Source organism: Pseudomonas sp. B3G-3 (genome assembly GCF_028640915.1).
Lineage (GTDB): Bacteria > Pseudomonadota > Gammaproteobacteria > Pseudomonadales > Pseudomonadaceae > Aquipseudomonas > Aquipseudomonas chlororaphis_I.
On record NZ_JAQZAB010000077.1, the window covers coordinates 67,805 to 88,709 of the forward strand.

Consider the following 20,905-nt stretch of genomic DNA (forward strand, 5'->3'; position numbering starts at 1 on the left):
CGGCGTCAATCAAAAAAAGCACCCTGCGGGGTGCTTTTTTATTGCCTGTGGCTTGGGTTTGCTTCTGTAGGAGCGAGGCTTGCCCGCGATAGCTTCAGCCCCGAATGAGGCTGATATACCGCGGTGCCCAGATCGCGGGCAAGCCTCGCTCCTACAAGGAAAGTGGTTTCCGACAAATCCCAGGCATAAAAAAAGCACCCCGCAGGGTGCTTTTTTGTCGCTGGCGCTTAGCGCTTCAGCGAAGCCGGCAGATGCGGCTGGATGGCGGTGAGGACCGCCTTGAAGCATTTGGTGTTGCCGGCAACCACGTGGCCTTTTTCCAGGAAGTCGTGACCGCCGGTGAAGTCGCTCACCAGGCCGCCGGCTTCTTGGATCAGCAGGGCGCCTGCAGCCATGTCCCACTCGGACAGGCCCGACTCCCAGAAGGCGTCGAAGCGACCGGCGGCCACGTAGGCCAGGTCCAGGCTGGCAGCACCAGCGCGGCGGATGCCGGCGGTCTGGCCAACCAGGGCGCGAAACATGCCCAGGTAGTTGTCGAGGTTGTCCATCTGGTCGTCACGGAACGGGAAGCCGGTGCCCAGCAGGGCGCCGTCCAGGCTGGTGCGGCCGCTGACGCGCAGGCGACGACCGTTCAGTTGTGCGCCGCGACCACGGCTGGCGGTGAATTCTTCCTGGCGCACCGGGTCCAGAACCACGGCGTGTTCCAGGCGACCACGGTATTTGCAGGCGATGCTGACAGCGAAATGAGGAATGCCGCGCAGGAAGTTGGTGGTGCCGTCCAGTGGGTCGATGATCCACAGGTAGTCTTCGCCTTCGCCGCTGCCAGCATGCAGACCGGTTTCTTCACCGAGAATGCCGTGAGTCGGGTAGGCCTTGCGCAATGCGTCGATGATCTTCTGCTCGGCAGCGCGATCAACTTCGGATACGTAGTCTTTGGCGTCTTTTTCGTCGACCTTGATGGTATCCAGGCGCTCGATGGAGCGGAAAATCAGTTCACTGGCGCTGCGGGCGGCGCGCAGCGCGATATTCAGCATTGGCTGCATGGATAGGTCACCTAAGGTTGTTAAAGAAAGCCGAGCATTCTAGCAGAAAACTTTTGCAGATGAAGATCGACATTCGCTCCGCTTGCCTCGGACTGTCGCTCGGGCCCATAAATACGCGGACATTTTGACGAGCGGCAGTCCGTCTGGAGTTGGTCAGCTTCTATAAGGTACCAGCCAGAAGCAGTTATTTTTGAGGCGGGAGCGCTGGCGGTTCTGTAAGATTTGCTCCCCTTTCCCGTGTCCGAGAGCACCTCCCTTGCTGCAGAACATTCGTGTCGTCCTGGTCAATACCAGTCATCCCGGGAACATCGGTGGGGCTGCGCGTGCCATGAAGAACATGGGGCTGTCGCGGCTGGTACTGGTCGAGCCGCGGATTTTCCCGTCCCATGAGGCCGATGCGCGTGCATCCGGCGCTACCGACATTCTTGAAAACGCTCAGGTCGTCGCCACCCTGGAAGACGCCCTGGCCGGCTGCACCCTGGTGTTTGGCACCAGTGCTCGTGATCGGCGTATCCCCTGGCCATTGCTCGATCCCCGTGAATCCGGGGCCAAGGTGGTGCAAGAGGCAGGGCAGGGCGCCGAAATTGCCTTGGTCTTCGGCCGTGAAGATTCCGGCCTGACCAATGACGAACTGCAGCGATGTCATTTTCACGTGCATATCCCTTCGGACCCGGAGTTCAGCTCGCTGAACCTGGCGACGGCGGTGCAGGTGCTTGCTTATGAAGTGCGTATGTCCTGGCTGGCGGCCGAAGGTCAGCCGAGCAAGGTCGAGAAGGATGAAGTGGCGTCGCCGCGCAGCGATGAGCTGGCGACCATGGACGAGCTGGAGCGGTTCTACGAGCATCTGGAGCAGACGCTGGTGGCCATCGACTTCCTCGATCCGGAAAAACCACGGCACTTGATGGCGCGCCTGCGCCGGTTGTACGGACGCAGCTCGGTAAGTCGGGCGGAAATGAATATTTTGCGTGGCATCCTCACGGAAACCCAGAAAGCGGCCCGTGGCGAGCTCCTTAAGCGGAAGAATGATGATGTTTGAGCGTTTGCGTGAAGATATCCAGAGTGTTTTCCATCGTGACCCGGCGGCGCGTAATGCGTTCGAGGTCCTGACCTGCTACCCGGGCATGCACGCCATCTGGATTCATCGCCTGTCCGGCGCGTTGTGGGGCATGGGCTGGAAGTGGCTGGCGCGCCTGGTGTCGAACTTCGGGCGCTGGCTGACTGGGATCGAGATTCACCCGGGGGCCAAGGTTGGTCGCCGCTTCTTTATCGACCACGGCATGGGCATCGTCATTGGCGAAACCGCCGAGATCGGTGACGACGTCACCCTCTATCAGGGCGTGACCCTGGGCGGCACCAGCTGGAACAAGGGCAAGCGTCACCCGACCCTGGAAGATGGTGTGGTGGTGGGGGCGGGCGCCAAGGTGCTGGGCCCGTTCACCGTGGGGGCGGGGGCCAAGGTCGGTTCCAATGCGGTGGTGACCAAGGCGGTGCCGGCGGGTGCCACGGTAGTGGGCATTCCCGGGCGCATCATCGTGAAGTCCGATGACGAGCAGGAAGCCAAGCGCAAGGCCATGGCCGAGAAGCTCGGTTTCGACGCCTATGGTGTCAGCGAGGACATGCCGGACCCGGTGGCGCGGGCCATTGGCCAGTTGCTCGATCACCTGCAGGCTGTCGATGGGCGCCTGGAGGGTATGTGCGGGGCCTTGAAGGATCTGGGTAGCAACTACTGCGCCAAGGACCTGCCAGCGCTGCGCGATGAGGACTTCGCAGGCGTCAAGGACAAGGGCGACAGTCAGGTCGGTTGAGCCGTCCAGGCGCCTTGGCGTTGATCACGAGCAAGCTTGCTGCTGCAGAAGAGCGTTATGGTTTTTCTAAGGTGAGCTTGCTCGCCCCGAGTCCGAAAGGGCGCTGGCGACCCATTAGTCACCCGTCAAATCCAGGGCGTGCCATTACCCTGCAGACTTTGCTATGATTCGCGCGCTCTTTTGCGGGTAAACCTGACTAAAGTAGTAGGTCTTATAGTTGACTTAATTACTCGGGAATTGCATACTCGCTCCCATCCCGAAACACTCCGTGGTACTTGTCCATGCGACTGACTACAAAAGGCCGATACGCGGTAACTGCCATGCTTGACCTGGCGTTGCACGCGCAACATGGGCCGGTGTCCCTGGCCGATATCTCTGAGCGCCAAGGCATCTCCCTGTCCTATCTCGAACAGCTCTTCGCCAAGTTGCGCCGCAGCAATCTGGTGTCCAGCGTGCGTGGTCCAGGCGGTGGCTACCAGCTGTCGCGCGACATGCAAGGCATTCAGGTGGCCCAGGTGATCGATGCGGTGAACGAGTCGGTCGATGCAACCAAATGCCAGGGCCAGGGCGATTGCCATTCCGGCGACACCTGTCTGACCCACCACCTGTGGTGCGATCTGAGCCTGCAGATTCACGAATTTCTGAGCGGTATCAGCTTGGCTGACCTTGTGACTCGCCGTGAGGTGCAAGAAGTAGCCCAGCGTCAGGATCAGCGCCGCTGTAATGGCAAGGCGCAGCACCTGGACAAGATTGAAGCGTCCGCCGTCGAATGACAGCCAAAGAGCTAGCGGCACGCCAGCCAGCCTGATTTAGGAGAGAGTCCATGAAATTGCCGATTTACCTTGATTACTCAGCGACCACCCCGGTTGATCCGCGTGTCGCGCAAAAGATGAGTGAATGCCTGCTGGTCGACGGAAACTTCGGTAACCCGGCGTCCCGCTCCCACGTGTTCGGCTGGAAGGCCGAAGAGTCGGTGGAAAATGCCCGTCGCCAAGTGGCTGACCTGGTCAACGCCGACCCACGTGAAATTGTCTGGACCTCCGGTGCCACCGAGTCCGACAACCTGGCAATCAAGGGTGTCGCGCATTTCTACCACACCAAGGGCAAGCACCTGATCACCTCGAAGATCGAGCACAAGGCTGTCCTGGACACCATGCGCCAACTCGAGCGTGAAGGCTTCGAAGTCACCTACATCGAGCCAGGCGAAGACGGCCTGATCACTCCGGCCATGGTCGAAGCCGTCCTGCGCGACGACACCATCCTGGTGTCGATCATGCACGTGAACAACGAAATCGGCACCATCAACGACATCGCCGCCATCGGCGAGCTGACTCGTTCCAAAGGCATTCTGTTCCACGTCGACGCGGCTCAGTCCACCGGCAAGGTCGACATCGACCTGCAGGCGCTGAAAGTCGACCTGATGTCTTTCTCCGCCCACAAGACCTACGGTCCTAAGGGTATCGGCGCGCTGTACGTCAGCCGCAAGCCGCGGGTTCGCCTTGAGGCGACCATGCACGGCGGCGGTCACGAGCGCGGCATGCGTTCCGGCACCCTGGCTACCCACCAGATCGTTGGCATGGGCGAAGCCTTCCGTGTAGCCAAGGAAGACATGGCTGCCGAAAACCTGCGCATCAAGGCGTTGAGCGACCGCTTCTACAAGCAGGTCGAGCACCTGGAAGAGCTGTACATCAACGGCAGCATGACTGCTCGTGTACCGCACAACCTGAACCTGAGCTTCAACTACGTCGAAGGCGAGTCGCTGATCATGGCGCTCAAGGACCTGGCGGTTTCCTCCGGTTCGGCCTGCACCTCGGCTTCGCTGGAGCCTTCGTACGTACTGCGCGCCCTGGGCCGCAACGACGAACTGGCACACAGCTCGATCCGCTTCACCTTCGGCCGCTTCACCACCGAAGAAGAAATCGATTATGCCGCGCAGAAAGTCTGCGAGGCCGTGACCAAGCTGCGCGCTCTGTCGCCGCTGTGGGACATGTACAAAGACGGCGTCGATATCTCGAAGATCGAGTGGGCGGCACACTAAATATAGAAGCCGCCAGGTACAGCTCCTGTAGCGACGCGGCGACTGACGCAGGCGTAACTACAGGGGCTCAAGAGCGGCCCTGATGAGTGAGGATTAAGAATCATGGCTTACAGCGAAAAGGTCATCGACCACTACGAGAACCCGCGCAACGTCGGCAAGATGAACGCGGAAGATCCTGATGTCGGCACCGGCATGGTCGGCGCTCCGGCGTGCGGCGACGTGATGCGCCTGCAGATCAAGGTCAACGAGCAGGGCATCATCGAAGATGCCAAGTTCAAGACCTACGGTTGCGGTTCGGCTATCGCCTCCAGCTCCCTGGCTACCGAGTGGATGAAGGGCAAGACTCTGGATGAAGCAGAGACCATCAAGAACACTCAGCTGGCTGAAGAGCTGGCCCTGCCGCCAGTGAAAATCCACTGCTCGGTACTCGCCGAAGACGCCATCAAGGCCGCCGTTCGCGACTACAAGCAGAAGAAAGGCCTGATCTGATTTAGCGGATCAGCTTTCACAGATTGAGCGAAAAGTAAGGAGTCACGATGGCTATCAGCATGACAGAAGCGGCTGCTCAACACGTGCGACGCTCCCTCAACGGGCGCGGCAAAGGTGATGGGATTCGCCTGGGTGTTCGCACCACGGGCTGTTCCGGCCTTGCCTATGTCCTGGAGTTCGTCGACGAGATCGGTGAAGACGATCAGGTGTTCGAGAGTCATGGCGAGAAAGTGATCATTGATCCGAAAAGCCTGACCTACCTGGATGGCACCGAACTGGACTTCGTCAAGGAAGGGTTGAACGAAGGCTTCAAGTTCAACAACCCCAACGTGCGCGGTGAATGTGGCTGCGGCGAAAGCTTCAATATCTGAGGCTGCTCGTGGGTACTCCTTGTCATTTCGCTTTATTTGAGCTGCAACCGAGCTTCCGTCTGGATCTCGATCAGCTGGCCACGCGTTACCGTGAGTTGGCGCGTGCCGTTCATCCGGACCGCTTCGCTGACGCTTCCGAGCGTGAGCAGCGGCTGGCGCTGGAGCAATCCGCCAGCCTCAACGAGGCCTACCAGACCCTCAAGAGCCCTCCCAAGCGCGCGCGATACCTACTCGCCATGGGCGGCCATGAGCTGCCGCTGGAGGTCACGGTGCACGATCCGGAGTTCCTTCTGCAGCAGATGCAGTGGCGCGAAGAGCTCGAGGATCTGCAGGACGAGGCCGACCTGGCCGGTATTGCAGCCTTCAAGCGCCGCCTGAAAGTGGCCCAGGATGAATTGAACGAAAGCTTCGCAGCCTGTTGGGATGATGCTGCGCAACGCGAACAGGCCGAGCGCCTGATGCGGCGCATGCAGTTCCTCGACAAGCTCACCTACGAAGTGCGCCAGTTAGAAGAGCGCCTCGACGATTAACCCAGTGCCGCTCCGGTCGCACGCCTGATATTCAGATAAGTCCAGATAAACATGGCCCTACTGCAGATCGCCGAACCCGGCCAAAGTCCTCAACCGCACCAGCGTCGCCTGGCTGTGGGGATCGACTTGGGTACTACCAATTCGCTGGTCGCTGCCTTGCGCAGTGGTCTTTCCGAGCCGCTGGCCGACGCCAACGGGCAGGTCATCCTGCCGTCTGCCGTGCGTTATCACGCCGACCATGTCGAGGTGGGCGAGTCCGCCAGGCTGGCGGCGTCTGCCGACCCCTTGAACACTGTGCTGTCGGTCAAGCGCTTGATGGGGCGTGGTCTGTCCGACGTCAAGCAATTGGGCGAACAGCTGCCGTACCGCTTCGTCGACGGCGAGTCGCACATGCCGTTCATCGACACCATCCAGGGCCCGAAAAGCCCGGTGGAAGTTTCCGCCGACATCCTCAAGGTCTTGCGCCAGCGCGCCGAGTCGACCCTGGGCGGTGAGCTGGTGGGGGCGGTGATCACCGTTCCGGCCTATTTCGACGATGCGCAGCGTCAAGCGACCAAGGATGCGGCCAAGCTGGCTGGTCTCAACGTGTTGCGTCTGCTCAACGAGCCGACCGCGGCGGCCGTGGCCTATGGTCTGGATCAACACGCTGAAGGCGTGGTGGCCATTTATGACCTGGGTGGCGGGACCTTCGATATTTCCATTCTGCGCCTGACCGGCGGCGTCTTCGAAGTGCTGGCCACCGGTGGCGACAGCGCCCTGGGCGGAGACGATTTCGATCATGCGATCGCTGGCTGGATCATCGAGAGCGCCGGCCTGTCCGCCGATCTCGATCCGGGTAAGCAGCGCAATCTGCTGCAAATCGCCTGCGCCGCCAAGGAAGCGCTCACCAATGCCTCATCGGTCGACGTGACCTATGGCACCTGGTCGGCGCCGCTGACCCGTGAAGCCTTCGATGCCCTGATCGAGCCGATGGTGGCGCGCAGCCTCAAGGCTTGCCGTCGCGCCGTGCGTGATTCCAATGTCGAGCTGGAAGATGTCCAGGCGGTGGTCATGGTCGGCGGTTCGACCCGTGTTCCACGGGTTCGCGAAGCTGTCGCCGAAATGTTCGGTCGCCAGCCGCTGACCGAGATCGACCCGGATCAGGTGGTGGCCATTGGTGCTGCGATCCAGGCCGATACCCTGGCCGGCAACAAGCGCGATGGTGGCGAACTGCTGCTGCTTGATGTGATTCCGCTGTCCCTGGGGCTGGAAACCATGGGCGGGCTGATGGAGAAGGTGATTCCGCGTAACACCACTATCCCCGTTGCCCGTGCCCAAGACTTCACCACTTACAAAGATGGCCAGTCGGCCATGATGATTCATGTATTGCAGGGCGAGCGCGAGCTGATCAGCGACTGCCGCTCCCTGGCGCGTTTCGAGCTGCGCGGTATTCCGGCCATGGTCGCCGGAGCGGCGAAGATCCGCGTGACCTTCCAGGTCGATGCCGACGGTCTGCTGAGCGTGTCCGCTCGCGAGCTGGGCTCGGGCGTTGAAGCCAGCATCCAGGTCAAGCCATCCTACGGCCTGACCGACGGCGAAATCGCCAGGATGCTCAAGGACTCCTTCCAGTACGCCAGCGACGACAAGGTCGCCCGCGTGCTGCGTGAGCAGCAGGTCGATGCCCAGCGTCTGATCGAAGCGGTGCAGGGCGCTCTGGAAGCAGACGGCGAGCGTCTGCTGGATGCCGAAGAGCGCATGGTCATCGAGCTGCAAATGCAGGAATTGAGTGAATTGATGCGTGGCACCGATGGTTACGCCATCGAGCAGCAGACCAAGCGTCTGTCGCAAGTGACCGATGCTTTTGCTGCCCGCCGCCTGGACTCGACGGTGAAAGCCGCTCTGGCGGGGCGCAATCTGAATGAAATCGAGGAATAACTGATGCCGCAGATCATTTTTCTGCCACACGCCGTGTTTTGCCCGGATGGCCTGGTTGTAGAGGCTGCACCGGGTACCTCGATTCTCGAAGTGGCGCATGACAACCACATCGAGATCGAGAGCGCCTGCGGCGGCGTCTGCGCCTGCACCACCTGCCACTGCATCATTCGCGAGGGTTTCGACTCGCTGAACGAAGCCGACGAGCTGGAAGAAGACCTGCTGGACAAGGCCTGGGGCCTGGAGGCGCAATCGCGTCTATCCTGTCAGGCGATCGTCGGCGAGGAAGACCTGACCGTCGAAATTCCGAAATACTCGCTCAACCATGCGGCCGAAGCGCCGCACTGATTCAAGGAATCATCATGAGTCTGAAATGGGTTGATGTGCTGGAAATCGCGATCCAGCTGGCTGAGTCCAAGCCGGATGTGGATCCGCGGTACGTAAACTTTGTCGATCTGCACCAATGGGTTCTGGCACTGCCGGAATTCAGCGACGATCCGGCTCGCGGTGGCGAGAAGGTTCTTGAAGCAATTCAGGCCGCCTGGATCGAAGAAGCAGACTGAGTCTGTCCCGTACGCAGTTAGGCAATCCCTATAAACCCGCGTATAATTCGCGGGTTTAATTTTTCGCTTTAATCACCGTTTCTGGAGTTACACCATGGCTGTTCAACGTACTTTCTCCATCATCAAGCCTGACGCTGTTGCAAAAAACGTCATCGGCGAGATCGTTACCCGTTTCGAAAAAGCTGGCCTGCGCGTTGTAGCTTCGAAAATGAAGCAACTGTCGAAAGCCGAAGCTGAAGGCTTCTACGCTGAGCACAGCGCTCGTGGTTTCTTCGGCGAGCTGGTTGCTTTCATGACTTCCGGTCCGGTTGTCGTTCAGGTTCTGGAAGGCGAAAACGCTATCGCTCTGAACCGTGAGCTGATGGGCGCTACCAACCCTAAAGAAGCTGCTGCCGGCACCATCCGTGCTGACTTCGCTGAATCCATCGACGCCAACGCCGTTCACGGTTCGGACTCCGAAGCCGCTGCTGCACGCGAAATCGCTTACTTCTTCGCTTCCACCGAAGTGACCACTCGCTAAGCCAAAGGCCCGTGAGTGAAGGTGAAACCATGACTACATCGACTGGCAAAACTAACCTGTTGGGTCTGACTCAACCGGAAATGGAAAAATTCTTCGACTCAATCGGGGAGAAGCGTTTCCGTGCCGGTCAGGTAATGAAATGGATTCACCACTTTGGCGTCGATGATTTCGACGCCATGACGAACGTCGGCAAGGCCTTGCGCGAAAAGCTCAAGGCCGTTGCCGAAATTCGTGGTCCGGAAGTGGTCAGCGAGGACATCTCCAGCGACGGCACCCGCAAGTGGGTGGTGCGCGTGGCGTCCGGCAGCTGCGTCGAGACCGTTTACATTCCCCAGGGCAAACGCGGCACCTTGTGCGTTTCGTCCCAGGCAGGCTGTGCCCTGGACTGCAGTTTCTGCTCCACCGGCAAGCAAGGCTTCAATAGCAACCTCACCGCCGCAGAAGTTATCGGCCAGGTGTGGATTGCCAACAAATCCTTTGGCAGCGTCCCGGCGACCGTCGACCGTGCCATCACCAACGTGGTGATGATGGGCATGGGTGAGCCGCTGCTGAACTTCGACAACGTCATCTCGGCCATGCACCTGATGATGGACGACCTGGGCTACGGCATCTCCAAGCGCCGCGTGACCCTGTCGACCTCCGGCGTGGTGCCGATGATCGATGAGCTGGCCAAGCACATCGACGTCTCCCTGGCGTTGTCCCTGCACGCACCGAACGATGCGCTGCGCAACCAGCTGGTACCGATCAACAAGAAGTACCCGCTGAAGATGCTGCTCGAATCCTGCCAGCGCTACATGTCGTCGCTGGGCGAGAAACGTGTGCTGACGATTGAGTACACGCTGCTCAAGGACGTCAATGATAAGGTTGAACACGCTGTCGAGATGATCGCGTTGCTCAAGGACATTCCTTGCAAGATCAACCTGATCCCGTTCAACCCGTTCCCGCATTCCGGTTACGAGCGGCCGAGCAACAACGCCATTCGCCGGTTCCAGGATCAACTGCATCACGCAGGCTTCAACGTCACCGTGCGCACCACGCGTGGCGAAGACATCGATGCGGCCTGTGGACAACTGGTCGGGCAGGTGCTGGATCGCACCCGTCGTAGCGAACGTTATATCGCCGTGCGCGAGTTGAGCGCCGATGCCGATATGCCGCAAAGCGCTGCGAATCGTACCTGAGAGAGGATCTCCATGACCTTGCGCGTCGCGCTGCTTCTGCTTTTTGTCAGCCTGTCGGCTGGCTGTGTTCTTTCGGGGGATTTCAACCCGATGAAGACAAGCAAGGGGCGGGACGAGGCGCGTGAGGCCTATGTTCAGTTGGGCCTGGGCTATCTGCAGCAAGGCATGACCGAGCGGGCGAAAGTGCCGCTGAAAAAGGCCCTGGAGCTGGACGAGTCCGACGCTGACGCCAATGCCGCCCTGGCGCTGGTGTTCCAGGCCGAAATGGAACCCGAGCTGGCTGACCAGCATTACCGCAAGGCCCTGGCCGCGCGTCCCTCCGATGCCCGTATCCTGAACAACTACGGCAGCTTTCTCTTTGAAGAAAAACGTTACAAAGATGCTTATCAGCGCTTTGAACAGGCGGCTGCTGATACCCTGTACCCCGAGCGATCCCGAGTGTTCGAGAACCTTGGCATGACCGCCGTGATGCTGGGTGATCGTGATCTGGCCCGGCAACACCTGGAAAAAGCCCTGCGCCTGAACCGCCAGCAGCCTCGCGCATTGCTGGAAATGGCTGAGTTGTCCTTCGAAGACAGGCATTATGTGCCCGCACGCGACTATTACGATCGTTTTAGCCTGCTGAGCGAGCAAAATGCACGTAGTCTATTGCTCGGCGTTCGGCTGGCAACGGTGTTTGAAGATCGCGACAAGGCCGCCAGTTACGGCCTGCAATTAAAACGACTCTATCCCGGTTCGCCGGAATATCAGCAATACCTGTCGGAGCAATGATGAAAGCGGCGCATCCCGAAGTTCTAGCAGCGACTCGCGTCAACCCCGGTGAGACCCTGCGTCAGGCCCGCGAAAGCAATGGTTGGTCGCTGGCTGAAGTGGCCCTCAAGCTCAATCTGACCGCCAGCTCGTTGAGCAACCTGGAAGCCGGTGCTTTCGACAAGCTGCCGGGGCATACCTTTGCCCGTGGTTATATCCGTGCCTATGCCAAGTTGCTGGGGATGGACCAGGCCGTTCTGGTCCAGGCCTTCGACCAATACACGGGCACCGATTCCCAGGGCAGCAATGTGCACAGCCTGGGCCGTATCGAAGAGCCGGTACGGGTCTCCCACACCATTTTGCGCATCGTCAGCCTGTTGCTGCTGATCGCAGTGATCGGCGGCGGCTTTATCTGGTGGCAGGATCAGACCTCGGTGCGCACCAAGGAGCTGATCAGTCTCAATCAGGAACATGTCGAAGTCGAAGGGGCCGACGGCACCACGCAGATTCATCCGATCGACGAACCGGAAGACCAGGCGGTCGTGGAAGGCCAGACCGAAGGCGAAACCGCCCTGGCCCTGCCTGAAACCCCGGCTCCAGGCCAGGCCCAAGCAAATGCCGCGGCCCCGGCGCCAAGTGCTCCGGCTGCCGCACCTGCTGCTCCGGTTGTTTCTGCTCCAGTGGTCGTGGCACCGGCAGCACCCGCGCCGAGTGCTCCGGCCGCGCCAGCCCCTGTAGCGCCAGTGGTCGCCGCACCGGCTGCCCCGGCAGCTCCAACTGCACCTGCCGCCGCGCCTGTAGCTGGCGCCGGTCAGGTACATATCCAGTTCACAGCCGATTGCTGGACCCAGATCACCGATGGCAGCGGTAAAGTGCTGTTGAGTGGCCTGAAGCGCAAGGGCGAGACCGCCGATGTTTCCGGCAAGCCGCCATTTGCCGTGCGCCTGGGTTATGCCCGTGGTGCACAGGTCAGCTACAACGGACAAGCGGTCGATGTGGCTCCGTTCACCAGTGGCGAGACTGCTCGCCTGAAGTTAGGTCAATAAGTCATGCACGGCGAATCTCCAATCAAACGTCGCGAATCCCGCAAGATCTGGGTCGGCTCGGTACCCGTGGGTGGCGATGCCCCCATTGCCGTGCAGAGCATGACCAACAGCGACACCAACGATGTGGCGGCCACTGTGGCCCAGATCAACCGTCTGGAAGCCGCCGGCGTCGATATCGTGCGGGTTTCCGTACCGGACATGGACGCGGCCGAAGCCTTCGGCCGTATCAAGCAGCAGGTCAAGGTGCCATTGGTTGCCGACATCCACTTCGACTACAAGATCGCCCTGCGCGTGGCCGAACTGGGTGTCGATTGCCTGCGGATCAACCCCGGCAACATCGGTCGTGAAGATCGCGTGCGTGCGGTGGTGGACGCGGCCCGTGATCGCGGGATCCCGATCCGTATCGGCGTCAACGCCGGTTCCCTGGAAAAGGACCTGCAGAAGAAATATGGCGAGCCCACCCCGGCTGCATTGGTGGAGTCTGCCCTGCGTCACGTCGAGCACCTCGAGCGCCTAAACTTCAAGGACTTCAAGGTCAGTGTGAAAGCCTCCGACGTGTTCATGGCCGTCGAGGCCTATCGCCTGCTGGCCAAGGAAATCATCCAGCCGCTGCACCTGGGGATCACCGAAGCCGGCGGTTTGCGTTCAGGCACGGTGAAATCCGCCGTGGGCCTCGGTATGCTGCTGGCCGAAGGGATTGGCGATACTATTCGCATCTCGTTGGCGGCCGACCCGGTCGAAGAAGTGAAAGTCGGCTACGACATTCTCAAGTCCCTGCATCTGCGTTCCCGTGGCATCAACTTCATCGCCTGCCCGAGCTGTTCGCGGCAGAACTTCGATGTGGTCAAGACCATGAACGAACTGGAAGGGCGTCTCGAGGATCTGCTGGTGCCGCTGGACGTGGCGGTCATCGGTTGTGTGGTCAACGGTCCGGGCGAAGCCAAAGAGGCGCATATCGGCCTGACCGGCGGGACGCCGAACCTGATTTATATCGACGGCAAGCCGTCGCAGAAACTGACGAATGACAATCTTGTGGATCAACTGGAAAAGCTGATCCGCGAGAAGGCGGCCGAAAAGGTCGAAGCCGACGCAGCGCTGATCGCGCGCGGCTGAGCCCGACTGAAGAGCCGAACGAATTTAAGGATTTATAGTGAGCAAGTCTCTGCAAGCCATTCGTGGCATGAACGACATCCTGCCCGAGCAGACGCCCCTGTGGCGCTATTTCGAGGGCACCGTTGCACGTTTGCTGGATAACTACGGTTACAAGCAGATCCGTATGCCGATCGTCGAGTTCACCGAGCTGTTCAAGCGCTCCATCGGTGAAGTGACCGACATCGTCGAAAAAGAGATGTACACCTTCGACGACCGCAACGGCGACTCCCTGACCCTGCGTCCGGAAGGCACCGCGGCGTGCGTGCGCGCTGTGCTCGAGCATGGCATCACCGGCGGTGGCCAGGTGCAGAAACTCTGGTACATCGGCCCGATGTTCCGCCACGAACGTCCGCAGAAAGGCCGTTATCGCCAGTTCCACCAGATCGGTTGCGAGGTCTTCAACCTCGACGGTCCGGACATCGACGCCGAACTGATCGTGCTGACTTGGCGCCTGTGGGGCGAGCTGGGTATCCGTGATGCGGTCAAGCTCGAACTGAACAGCCTGGGGACCGCCGAAGCCCGTGCACGTTATCGCGATGCGCTGGTGACGTTCCTCTCGGCGCGCATGGACAGCCTGGACGAAGACAGCCAGCGCCGCCTGAAAACCAACCCGCTGCGCGTGCTCGACACCAAGAACCCGGACACTCAAGCCGTGCTGGTGGACGCGCCCAAGCTGGCCGACTACCTGGATGAGGAGTCCCGCGTGCACTTCGAGGGTCTCAAGGCCCGTCTGGATGCCGCCGGTATCCCTTATGTGATCAACCCGAAGCTGGTGCGCGGGCTGGATTACTACAGCAAGACCGTTTTCGAATGGGTCACCGACAAGCTCGGCGCCCAGGGCACCGTCTGTGCCGGTGGCCGTTACGACGGTCTGGTCGAGCAGATGGGCGGCAAGCCGACCCCAGGCGTTGGTTTTGCCATGGGCATCGAGCGTCTGGTGCTGCTGCTGGAAACCCTGGAGCAGATCCCGGAAGAGATCTCGCGTCAGGTCGACGTTTACCTCTGCGCCTTCGGGGAAGCTGCCGAACTGGCCGCACTGGCGCTGAGTGAGCGTGTTCGTGATCAATTGCCGAACCTGCGCCTGCAGATCAACGCCGGCGCCGGTAGCTTCAAGAGCCAGTTCAAGAAGGCCGACAAGAGCGGTGCGTTGTACGCACTGATCCTCGGTGACGACGAACTGGCCCAGCAAGTGGTAGGTTTCAAACCCCTGCGTGGCCAGGGCGAACAACAAAGCATTGCCTGGGATGCGCTCGCTGCACACCTGGCCACCTGCGTCGTGCAGGGTTGAAGCTGTCAAACAGCCGATTTAGCGAATAAGGAGTATTGGGGTGTCGAGTACCGAAGATGAACAGCTGGCGGATTTGAAGGACTGGTGGCAGCGCAACGGCAAACCCCTGGTCACCGGCGGCCTGTTGGCGCTGGTCATCGTGTTCGGCTGGCAGGCCTGGCACAAGTATCAGAACAATCAGTCGCAAGGCGCCTCGATGCTCTATCAGCAATTGCTGGAGACCACGCTGACGCCTGACGGCAAGCCGGATGCAGCCCGTGTCGCAGACCTGGCCGGCAAGCTCAACAGCGAGTTCGGCGGTACTGCGTACGCGCAATACGGCAGCCTGTTCGTCGCCAAGGTGGCGGTCGACACCGGCAAACTGGACGACGCGGCGACCGAACTCAAAGCCATCGCCGACAAGCCGGCCAACCCGACGCTGGGCGAGATCGCCCGTCAGCGCCTGGCCCAGGTCCTGGCGGCGCAGAACAAGGCAGATGAAGCGCTGAAGCTGCTCGAAGGCGATGCCGACAAGGCATTCCTGGCCACTCGCGAAGAGCTCAAGGGCGACCTGCTGGTCCAATTGGGCCGTACCGACGAAGCCCATGCTGCGTACGAAAAAGCCAAGGCTGCGCTGTCCGATGAAGCGGCAGTCGGTGGCCTACAAATCAAGCTGGACGACCTGGCCAAAGGGGATGCGTGACGTGATCCGTTGGAAACATGCAGCATTGCTGGCTCTGGCCGTTCTGGCCGCGGGTTGCAGCAGCAACAGCAAGAAAGAATTGCCACCTGCCGAACTGGTCGACTTCAAAGAAGAAGTGGTCCTGCAGAAACAGTGGAGCCGTTCGGTCGGTGACGGCCAGGGCGAAACCTACAACATGCTGGTTCCGGCGATCGACGGCAGCACCATCTACGCCGCCGACGTCACTGGCGTGGTAGAAGCGCTGGATCGCATGAACGGCGACGTCAAATGGAAACAGGACCTGGAATTGCCTGTGTCCGGTGCCGTTGGCGTGGGTTACGGCCTGGTCATGATCGGTACCCTCAAGGGCGAAGTAGTCGCCCTGGATGCTTCGAGCGGCGAAGAGAAGTGGCGTGCGCGGGTGACCAGTGAAGTACTGGCTCCGCCATCCACCAACGGCGATGTGGTTGTGGTCCAGACCCAGGATGACCGTGTGATCGGCCTCGACGCCGCCACCGGCAACCAGATGTGGGTCTATGACAGCACCCCGGCGGTACTGACCCTGCGTGGCACCAGTGCGCCAATCACTACCAATCGCCTGGCGGTCGCCGGTCTGTCGACCGGTAAAGTGGTGGCCCTGGATATCCGCAACGGCGTGCCGGTGTGGGAACAGCGCGTGGCCATTCCGCAAGGCCGTTCCGAGCTGGATCGTGTGGTCGACATCGACGGTGGCTTGCTGTTGTCCGGCGGCACCCTGTATGTCGCCAGCTACCAGGGTCGCGTAGCGGCGCTGGACCTGGAAAGCGGTCGTCCGCTCTGGCAGCGCGATGCTTCCAGCTATGCGGGTGTCGCTCAAGGTTTCGGCAGCGTCTATGTGAGCCTGTCTTCCGGCACAGTCGAAAGCGTCGACGAGCGTTCCACCACTGCACTGTGGAGCAACGACTCGCTGGCTCGCCGCCAACTGTCAGCCCCGGAAGTCTTCTCCAGCTACGTGGCGGTCGGTGACCTGGAAGGTTACCTGCACCTGCTGAGCCAGGTGGACGGTCGCTTCGTTGGCCGTGAGCGTATCGACAGCGATGGTCTGCGTGCGCGTCCGCTGGTGGTGGGCAACATGATTTATGTGTATGGCAACAGCGGCAAACTGGAAGCCCTGACCATCAAGTAATGGTTTGACTATGCTTGGGGTTGATCCCCAAGCGGCCTTGCCCTGGCAAGGTTCGCAGCACGCCATGTGCTGCCCCGAGCACCAGCCGCTGCCTCGCAGCGGCTTTTGTATTTTCTGAATTAACGCAGTGGAGAGCCGCATGGTTCCCGTAATCGCCCTGGTGGGCCGACCGAACGTCGGCAAGTCCACCTTGTTCAACCGCCTGACTCGGACTCGCGACGCCATTGTCGGCGACCTGTCCGGTCTGACCCGTGATCGCCAATACGGTGAGGCCAAGTGGCAAGGGCGTACCTACATTCTGATCGACACCGGCGGTATCTCCGGTGACGAGCATGGCATGGACGAAAAGATGGCCGAGCAGTCGCTGCTGGCCATCGAAGAAGCCGATGTCGTCCTGTTCCTGGTAGACGCCAAGGCCGGTTTCACCGCGGCCGACCAGATGATCGGCGAGCACCTGCGCAAACGGAACAAGACCTCTTACGTGATTGCCAACAAGGTCGACAATATCGACCCGGACATGGCGCGTGCCGAGTTCGCTCCGCTGGGCATGGGCGACGCGATCCCGATCGCCGGTGCTCACGGCCGCGGTATCACGCAGATGCTGGAAATCGCCCTGCGCGAGTTCCCGAAAGACGACGCAGACGAGCCGGAAGAGGGTGAGGAAGAAGTCGTAGCCGAAGGCGAGGAAGCCAAGCGCATTCCGGGCCCGAGTGAAAAAGACGGGATCAAGATCGCCATCATCGGCCGGCCGAATGTGGGCAAGTCCACCCTGGTCAACCGCATGCTCGGCGAAGACCGGGTCATCGTCTACGACCAGCCCGGTACCACCCGCGACAGTATCTACATTCCCTTCGAGCGTAACGACGAGAAGTACACGCTGATCGACACCGCCGGTGTGCGCAAGCGCGGCAAGATCCACGAGGAAGTCGAAAAGTTCTCGGTGGTCAAAACCCTGCAGGCGATCAAGGACGCCAACGTGGTGATCTTCGTCATGGACGCCCGCGAAGGCGTGGTGGACCACGACCTGAACCTGCTGGGCTTCGCCCTGGAAGCAGGCCGGGCCCTGGTCATCGCCCTGAACAAATGGGATGGCATGGACCCGCGCGAGCGTGACTATGTGAAGACCGAGCTGGAGCGCCGGCTGTTCTTCGTCGACTTCGCCGACATCCACTTCATCTCGGCGTTGCACGGCACTGGCGTGGGCAACCTCTACCAGTCGGTGCAGAACTCCTTCAAGTCCGCGGTAACCCGCTGGCCGACCAGCCGTCTGACGCAGATTCTCGAAGACGCCGTGAGCGAGCACGCGCCACCGATGGTCAACAACCGTCGCATCAAGCTGCGTTATGCCCACCTGGGTGGTGCCAACCCGCCGCTGATCGTGATCCACGGCAACCAGGTGGAGAAGGTGCCGAAGTCTTATGTGCGCTACCTGGAAAACACCTACCGGCGTGTTCTGAAGCTGGTCGGCACGCCGATCCGCATCGAATTCAAGGGCGGTGAAAACCCGTATGAAGGCAACAAGAACACGCTCACCGACCGTCAGGTCAACAAGAAGCGTCGCTTGATGACACACCACAAGAAGGCCGAGAAGAAGCGCAAGGACAAGCGCTGACACAGCGCTTCGAGTTGCAAGCCACAAGCTACCAGTAAAAAAGCGGCAGGGCTTGCAGCTTATGGCTTACAGCTTGTAGCTGCGATTAAAAAGGGTCCTTGAGGGACCCTTTTTTAATCGCCGCCCTTTGGGCTATTCTCGGGACCTCCCCGTGCCGCCGTAGAGCCGGGTGTTCAGCAGGGAATCACCCATGATCACCAGTAAGCTGCCGAATGTCGGCACCACCATCTTCACGCAAATGTCGCAGCTCGCCGTGGAAACCGGCGCGCTGAACCTGTCCCAGGGTTTTCCCGATTTCGATGGTCCGCAGGCCCTGCGCGATGCGGTCGCCCGGCATATCGCCAGCGGCCACAACCAATATGCGCCAATGACCGGCCTGCCGGCCTTGCGCCAGCAAGTGGCGGCCAAGATCGCCCGCAGTTACGGCGTGCAGGTGAATGCCGAGACTGAGGTAACCATCACTCCGGGCGCCACCCAGGCGATCTTCTGTGCCATCCAGGCGGTGATCCAGCCCGGTGATGAAGTGATCGTCTTCGATCCTTGCTATGACAGCTATGAGCCTTCGGTGGAGCTGGCCGGCGGCCGTTGTATTCATGTGCAGCTGGGCCTGAACGATTTCGCCATCGACTGGCAGAAGCTCGGCGAGGCGCTGAGCCCGCGTACGCGGATGATCATTCTCAACGCGCCGCACAACCCCAGCGGTGCCCTGATCAGCCGTGCCGAGCTGGATCAGTTGGCGGCGCTGATTCGTGATCGGGACATCTATCTGGTCAGCGACGAGGTGTACGAACACCTGGTATTCGACGGCATCCCCCACGTCAGCGTGCTGGCCCATGAAGAGCTGTACCAGCGGGCATTCGTGGTCAGTTCCTTTGGCAAGACTTATCACGTGACCGGCTGGAAAACCGGCTATGTGGTCGCTCCACCGGCCCTGAGCGCCGAGCTGCGCAAGGTGCATCAATATGTCAGCTTCTGCGGCGTGACCCCTTTGCAGTACGCTCTGGCGGACTACATGGTCGAACACCCGGAACATGTCGAAGAGCTTCCCGCTTTCTATCAGGCCAAGCGCGACCTGTTCTGCGACCTGCTGGGGCCTTCACGATTCAGCTTTACCCGGGTGGCCGGTACTTACTTCCAACTGGTGGACTACTCGCAGATCCGCCCGGACCTGAATGACGTCAAGATGGCGATCTGGATGACCCGCGAGCACGGCGTCGCGACCATTCCGGTCTCGGTGTTCTACCGCGAGCCACCGCAAGGACAGCGTCTGGTAAGGCTATGCTTTGCCAAACGTGAGGAGACGCTGCGTCAGGCAGCGGAGAAGCTATGCGTGATCTGAGTGCTTTACCCAATCTGAACGTGGCGCTGGTCCAGACCTCCCTGGTCTGGCACGACCGCCAGGCCAATCTCGAGCACTTCGAGCTGTTGCTCGAGCAGGCCCGGGGCGCCGACCTGATTATCCTGCCGGAAATGTTCACCACCGGATTTTCCATGGAGTCCGAAGCCCTCGCCGAGGCGGAAAACGGTCCGACCAGCAAGTGGCTGCGCATCCAGGCCGCCAGGCTCGATGCGGTGGTCACCGGCAGCGTGATTATCCAGGCTGCTGACGGCAGCCACCGCAACCGCCTGCTATGGGCACGTCCCGACGGCGAGGTCTGGCATTACGACAAGCGTCATTTGTTCCGCATGGCGGGCGAGCATGATCACTACACGCCGGGCGAGCGCCAGGTGCAGTTCGAACTCAAGGGTTGGCGGGTCAGGCCGCTGATCTGCTACGACCTGCGTTTTCCGGTATGGAGCCGCGATGCGCGGGATACCGACTTGCTGCTGTACACGGCCAACTGGCCGGGGGCGCGGCGTCAGCACTGGAATCGCTTGTTGCCGGCCAGGGCCATCGAAAACCTGTGTTATGTGGCGGCGGTCAATCGGGTCGGTACCGACGGCAAGGGGTTTGCCTACACCGGGGATAGCCAGGTGCTGGATTTCCAGGGCGAGACCCTGCTCAGCGCCGGTGAGGCCGACGGGGTATTCCAGGTCTGCCTGAATGCCGCGGACCTGGCGGCCTATCGCGCGCGCTTTCCAGCCTACCTCGATGCCGACACCTTCGAGTTCACCCAGGCTTAAAGATCTGTCGGGGTGGGCCGTTAAGGGGTAAGAGGATTTTCAGGGAGATTCATCATGACCACTATCAGTGCTGCGAGCATCAATCCATTCCCGCTGGGGGCAGCGCCGCAAAAGCTCAACATCGCCGAGCAGCAGGCCAGCCCGCTCGAGGTGCAGGACAAGAGCATTGCCGAAGACCGCGACTCGGTGAGTGTCGACATGCAGGAATACGGCGCCAAGGCCGATTTCACGTCGTCCACTGCTGACATCGTCGCGCAGTTGCAGAAGCAGATCGACCAGACCGAAAAGACCCTGTCCGAGCAGCAGTCGCAATTGTCCGGGGTGCAGAAGGGCCAGGCGAGCGATGAGCAGAAGGCGCAACAGGCCCTGGAGGTGCAGGTGCAGATCGCGATCACCGCCAACAACCTGCAGGTGTTGCAGGCGGCCTTGCTCCAGGCGCTGACGGCGCGGATCAATACCACTGCCTGAGTGAGGCAATAAATACACAATAAAAAAGGTTCTTCACGGAATTCCGGGAAACACAGAAACAAGAACGCCGATTTGATTGATGATGTTCGTGCGAGCAAACACATCTAAAAAACCGGCGTTCTTATGCACGATATTAATACTTTCCTTCCTTTTTGGGAGGGCTTTTCTGTCGTCACGATCAAGCCTGATGG

The 20,905-nt window shown here is 60.5% G+C and carries 23 protein-coding genes; 22 read left to right on the top strand and 1 reads right to left on the bottom strand.

Annotated elements, in window-relative coordinates; all coding sequences use genetic code 11:
* Positions 1-227 precede the first annotated feature (227 nt).
* On the bottom strand, positions 228-1,043 hold the full coding sequence (gene suhB, locus PVZ80_RS09065) for a type III secretion system regulator SuhB (RefSeq protein WP_007929514.1): 816 nt from the start codon (positions 1,041-1,043) through the stop codon (positions 228-230).
* Positions 1,044-1,299: 256 nt separating this feature from the next.
* On the opposite strand from suhB, the gene trmJ reads away from it, so the two are divergent.
* From trmJ to PVZ80_RS09175, 22 genes are all read left to right on the top strand, one after another.
* Positions 1,300-2,079, top strand: a complete 780-nt coding sequence (gene trmJ, locus PVZ80_RS09070) for a tRNA (cytosine(32)/uridine(32)-2'-O)-methyltransferase TrmJ (protein ID WP_009050643.1) — start codon at positions 1,300-1,302, stop codon at positions 2,077-2,079.
* Positions 2,072-2,848: a serine O-acetyltransferase gene (gene cysE, locus PVZ80_RS09075; protein WP_007929518.1), complete on the top strand. Its 777-nt coding sequence runs from the start codon at positions 2,072-2,074 to the stop codon at positions 2,846-2,848. The genes trmJ and cysE overlap by 8 nt, the downstream gene beginning before the upstream one ends.
* A gap of 281 nt (positions 2,849-3,129) precedes the next feature.
* Positions 3,130-3,621: a Fe-S cluster assembly transcriptional regulator IscR gene (gene iscR, locus PVZ80_RS09080; RefSeq protein ID WP_009045442.1), complete on the top strand. Its 492-nt coding sequence runs from the start codon at positions 3,130-3,132 to the stop codon at positions 3,619-3,621.
* Between the two features lie 50 nt (positions 3,622-3,671).
* Positions 3,672-4,886, top strand: a complete 1,215-nt coding sequence (locus PVZ80_RS09085; protein ID WP_273863712.1) for an IscS subfamily cysteine desulfurase — start codon at positions 3,672-3,674, stop codon at positions 4,884-4,886.
* A 102-nt stretch (positions 4,887-4,988) separates the two neighbouring features.
* The gene (iscU, locus tag PVZ80_RS09090) at positions 4,989-5,375 is read left to right on the top strand and encodes a Fe-S cluster assembly scaffold IscU (RefSeq protein WP_007929523.1); all 387 of its coding nucleotides are present in this window, start codon (positions 4,989-4,991) and stop codon (positions 5,373-5,375) included.
* 47 nt (positions 5,376-5,422) lie between these two features.
* Positions 5,423-5,746 (top strand): iron-sulfur cluster assembly protein IscA, encoded by a 324-nt coding sequence (gene iscA / locus PVZ80_RS09095; protein WP_007929524.1) that lies wholly within the window; start codon positions 5,423-5,425, stop codon positions 5,744-5,746.
* Positions 5,747-5,754: 8 nt separating this feature from the next.
* On the top strand, positions 5,755-6,276 hold the full coding sequence (gene hscB, locus PVZ80_RS09100; protein WP_038576126.1) for a co-chaperone HscB: 522 nt from the start codon (positions 5,755-5,757) through the stop codon (positions 6,274-6,276).
* A gap of 51 nt (positions 6,277-6,327) precedes the next feature.
* Entirely contained in the window at positions 6,328-8,190 is a 1,863-nt protein-coding gene (gene hscA / locus PVZ80_RS09105; protein WP_124312045.1) for a Fe-S protein assembly chaperone HscA, read from the top strand.
* Between the two features lie 3 nt (positions 8,191-8,193).
* Positions 8,194-8,535 carry an ISC system 2Fe-2S type ferredoxin gene (gene fdx / locus PVZ80_RS09110; RefSeq protein WP_007929527.1) on the top strand — a complete coding sequence of 114 codons (342 nt, stop codon included), beginning with the start codon at positions 8,194-8,196 and terminating at the stop codon, positions 8,533-8,535.
* Between the two features lie 14 nt (positions 8,536-8,549).
* The gene (iscX, locus tag PVZ80_RS09115) at positions 8,550-8,750 is read left to right on the top strand and encodes a Fe-S cluster assembly protein IscX (RefSeq protein ID WP_007929528.1); all 201 of its coding nucleotides are present in this window, start codon (positions 8,550-8,552) and stop codon (positions 8,748-8,750) included.
* A 94-nt stretch (positions 8,751-8,844) separates the two neighbouring features.
* Entirely contained in the window at positions 8,845-9,270 is a 426-nt protein-coding gene (ndk, locus tag PVZ80_RS09120) for a nucleoside-diphosphate kinase (RefSeq protein ID WP_007929529.1), read from the top strand.
* 29 nt (positions 9,271-9,299) lie between these two features.
* A complete protein-coding gene (gene rlmN, locus PVZ80_RS09125) occupies positions 9,300-10,448 on the top strand; it encodes a 23S rRNA (adenine(2503)-C(2))-methyltransferase RlmN (protein WP_007929531.1) in 1,149 nt (382 codons plus the stop codon).
* A gap of 12 nt (positions 10,449-10,460) precedes the next feature.
* Entirely contained in the window at positions 10,461-11,219 is a 759-nt protein-coding gene (pilW, locus tag PVZ80_RS09130) for a type IV pilus biogenesis/stability protein PilW (RefSeq protein ID WP_009050639.1), read from the top strand.
* On the top strand, positions 11,219-12,244 hold the full coding sequence (locus PVZ80_RS09135; protein WP_273863713.1) for a RodZ domain-containing protein: 1,026 nt from the start codon (positions 11,219-11,221) through the stop codon (positions 12,242-12,244). Before pilW ends, PVZ80_RS09135 begins: the two co-directional genes overlap by 1 nt.
* 3 nt (positions 12,245-12,247) lie before the next feature.
* Positions 12,248-13,357, top strand: a complete 1,110-nt coding sequence (ispG, locus tag PVZ80_RS09140) for a flavodoxin-dependent (E)-4-hydroxy-3-methylbut-2-enyl-diphosphate synthase (protein WP_007929536.1) — start codon at positions 12,248-12,250, stop codon at positions 13,355-13,357.
* A 37-nt stretch (positions 13,358-13,394) separates the two neighbouring features.
* Positions 13,395-14,684: a histidine--tRNA ligase gene (hisS, locus tag PVZ80_RS09145; protein WP_009050637.1), complete on the top strand. Its 1,290-nt coding sequence runs from the start codon at positions 13,395-13,397 to the stop codon at positions 14,682-14,684.
* Between the two features lie 40 nt (positions 14,685-14,724).
* Positions 14,725-15,366 carry a tetratricopeptide repeat protein gene (locus PVZ80_RS09150; RefSeq protein WP_007929540.1) on the top strand — a complete coding sequence of 214 codons (642 nt, stop codon included), beginning with the start codon at positions 14,725-14,727 and terminating at the stop codon, positions 15,364-15,366.
* Positions 15,359-16,510 (top strand): outer membrane protein assembly factor BamB, encoded by a 1,152-nt coding sequence (bamB, locus tag PVZ80_RS09155; RefSeq protein WP_009050636.1) that lies wholly within the window; start codon positions 15,359-15,361, stop codon positions 16,508-16,510. The genes PVZ80_RS09150 and bamB overlap by 8 nt, the downstream gene beginning before the upstream one ends.
* Positions 16,511-16,649: 139 nt before the next feature.
* Complete coding sequence (gene der / locus PVZ80_RS09160; RefSeq protein ID WP_038634893.1) at positions 16,650-18,122, top strand: ribosome biogenesis GTPase Der; 1,473 nt, start codon at positions 16,650-16,652, stop codon at positions 18,120-18,122.
* A gap of 190 nt (positions 18,123-18,312) precedes the next feature.
* The gene (locus tag PVZ80_RS09165) at positions 18,313-19,461 is read left to right on the top strand and encodes a pyridoxal phosphate-dependent aminotransferase (RefSeq protein ID WP_273863714.1); all 1,149 of its coding nucleotides are present in this window, start codon (positions 18,313-18,315) and stop codon (positions 19,459-19,461) included.
* Positions 19,449-20,246 carry an amidohydrolase gene (locus PVZ80_RS09170; RefSeq protein WP_038634887.1) on the top strand — a complete coding sequence of 266 codons (798 nt, stop codon included), beginning with the start codon at positions 19,449-19,451 and terminating at the stop codon, positions 20,244-20,246. The genes PVZ80_RS09165 and PVZ80_RS09170 overlap by 13 nt, the downstream gene beginning before the upstream one ends.
* Before the next feature lie 54 nt (positions 20,247-20,300).
* Positions 20,301-20,714, top strand: a complete 414-nt coding sequence (locus PVZ80_RS09175) for a hypothetical protein (protein WP_273863715.1) — start codon at positions 20,301-20,303, stop codon at positions 20,712-20,714.
* Positions 20,715-20,905 lie beyond the last annotated feature (191 nt).

Coding starts and splice junctions, on each gene's coding strand:
- suhB (WP_007929514.1), bottom strand. CDS start 1,043: ATGCAGCCAATGCTGAATATCGCGCTGCGCGCCGCCCGCAGCGCCAGT.
- cysE (WP_007929518.1), top strand. CDS start 2,072: ATGTTTGAGCGTTTGCGTGAAGATATCCAGAGTGTTTTCCATCGTGAC.
- iscR (WP_009045442.1), top strand. CDS start 3,130: ATGCGACTGACTACAAAAGGCCGATACGCGGTAACTGCCATGCTTGAC.
- PVZ80_RS09085 (WP_273863712.1), top strand. CDS start 3,672: ATGAAATTGCCGATTTACCTTGATTACTCAGCGACCACCCCGGTTGAT.
- iscU (WP_007929523.1), top strand. CDS start 4,989: ATGGCTTACAGCGAAAAGGTCATCGACCACTACGAGAACCCGCGCAAC.
- iscA (WP_007929524.1), top strand. CDS start 5,423: ATGGCTATCAGCATGACAGAAGCGGCTGCTCAACACGTGCGACGCTCC.
- hscA (WP_124312045.1), top strand. CDS start 6,328: ATGGCCCTACTGCAGATCGCCGAACCCGGCCAAAGTCCTCAACCGCAC.
- fdx (WP_007929527.1), top strand. CDS start 8,194: ATGCCGCAGATCATTTTTCTGCCACACGCCGTGTTTTGCCCGGATGGC.
- iscX (WP_007929528.1), top strand. CDS start 8,550: ATGAGTCTGAAATGGGTTGATGTGCTGGAAATCGCGATCCAGCTGGCT.
- ndk (WP_007929529.1), top strand. CDS start 8,845: ATGGCTGTTCAACGTACTTTCTCCATCATCAAGCCTGACGCTGTTGCA.
- rlmN (WP_007929531.1), top strand. CDS start 9,300: ATGACTACATCGACTGGCAAAACTAACCTGTTGGGTCTGACTCAACCG.
- pilW (WP_009050639.1), top strand. CDS start 10,461: ATGACCTTGCGCGTCGCGCTGCTTCTGCTTTTTGTCAGCCTGTCGGCT.
- PVZ80_RS09135 (WP_273863713.1), top strand. CDS start 11,219: ATGAAAGCGGCGCATCCCGAAGTTCTAGCAGCGACTCGCGTCAACCCC.
- ispG (WP_007929536.1), top strand. CDS start 12,248: ATGCACGGCGAATCTCCAATCAAACGTCGCGAATCCCGCAAGATCTGG.
- bamB (WP_009050636.1), top strand. CDS start 15,359: ATGCGTGACGTGATCCGTTGGAAACATGCAGCATTGCTGGCTCTGGCC.
- der (WP_038634893.1), top strand. CDS start 16,650: ATGGTTCCCGTAATCGCCCTGGTGGGCCGACCGAACGTCGGCAAGTCC.
- PVZ80_RS09165 (WP_273863714.1), top strand. CDS start 18,313: ATGATCACCAGTAAGCTGCCGAATGTCGGCACCACCATCTTCACGCAA.
- PVZ80_RS09170 (WP_038634887.1), top strand. CDS start 19,449: ATGCGTGATCTGAGTGCTTTACCCAATCTGAACGTGGCGCTGGTCCAG.
- PVZ80_RS09175 (WP_273863715.1), top strand. CDS start 20,301: ATGACCACTATCAGTGCTGCGAGCATCAATCCATTCCCGCTGGGGGCA.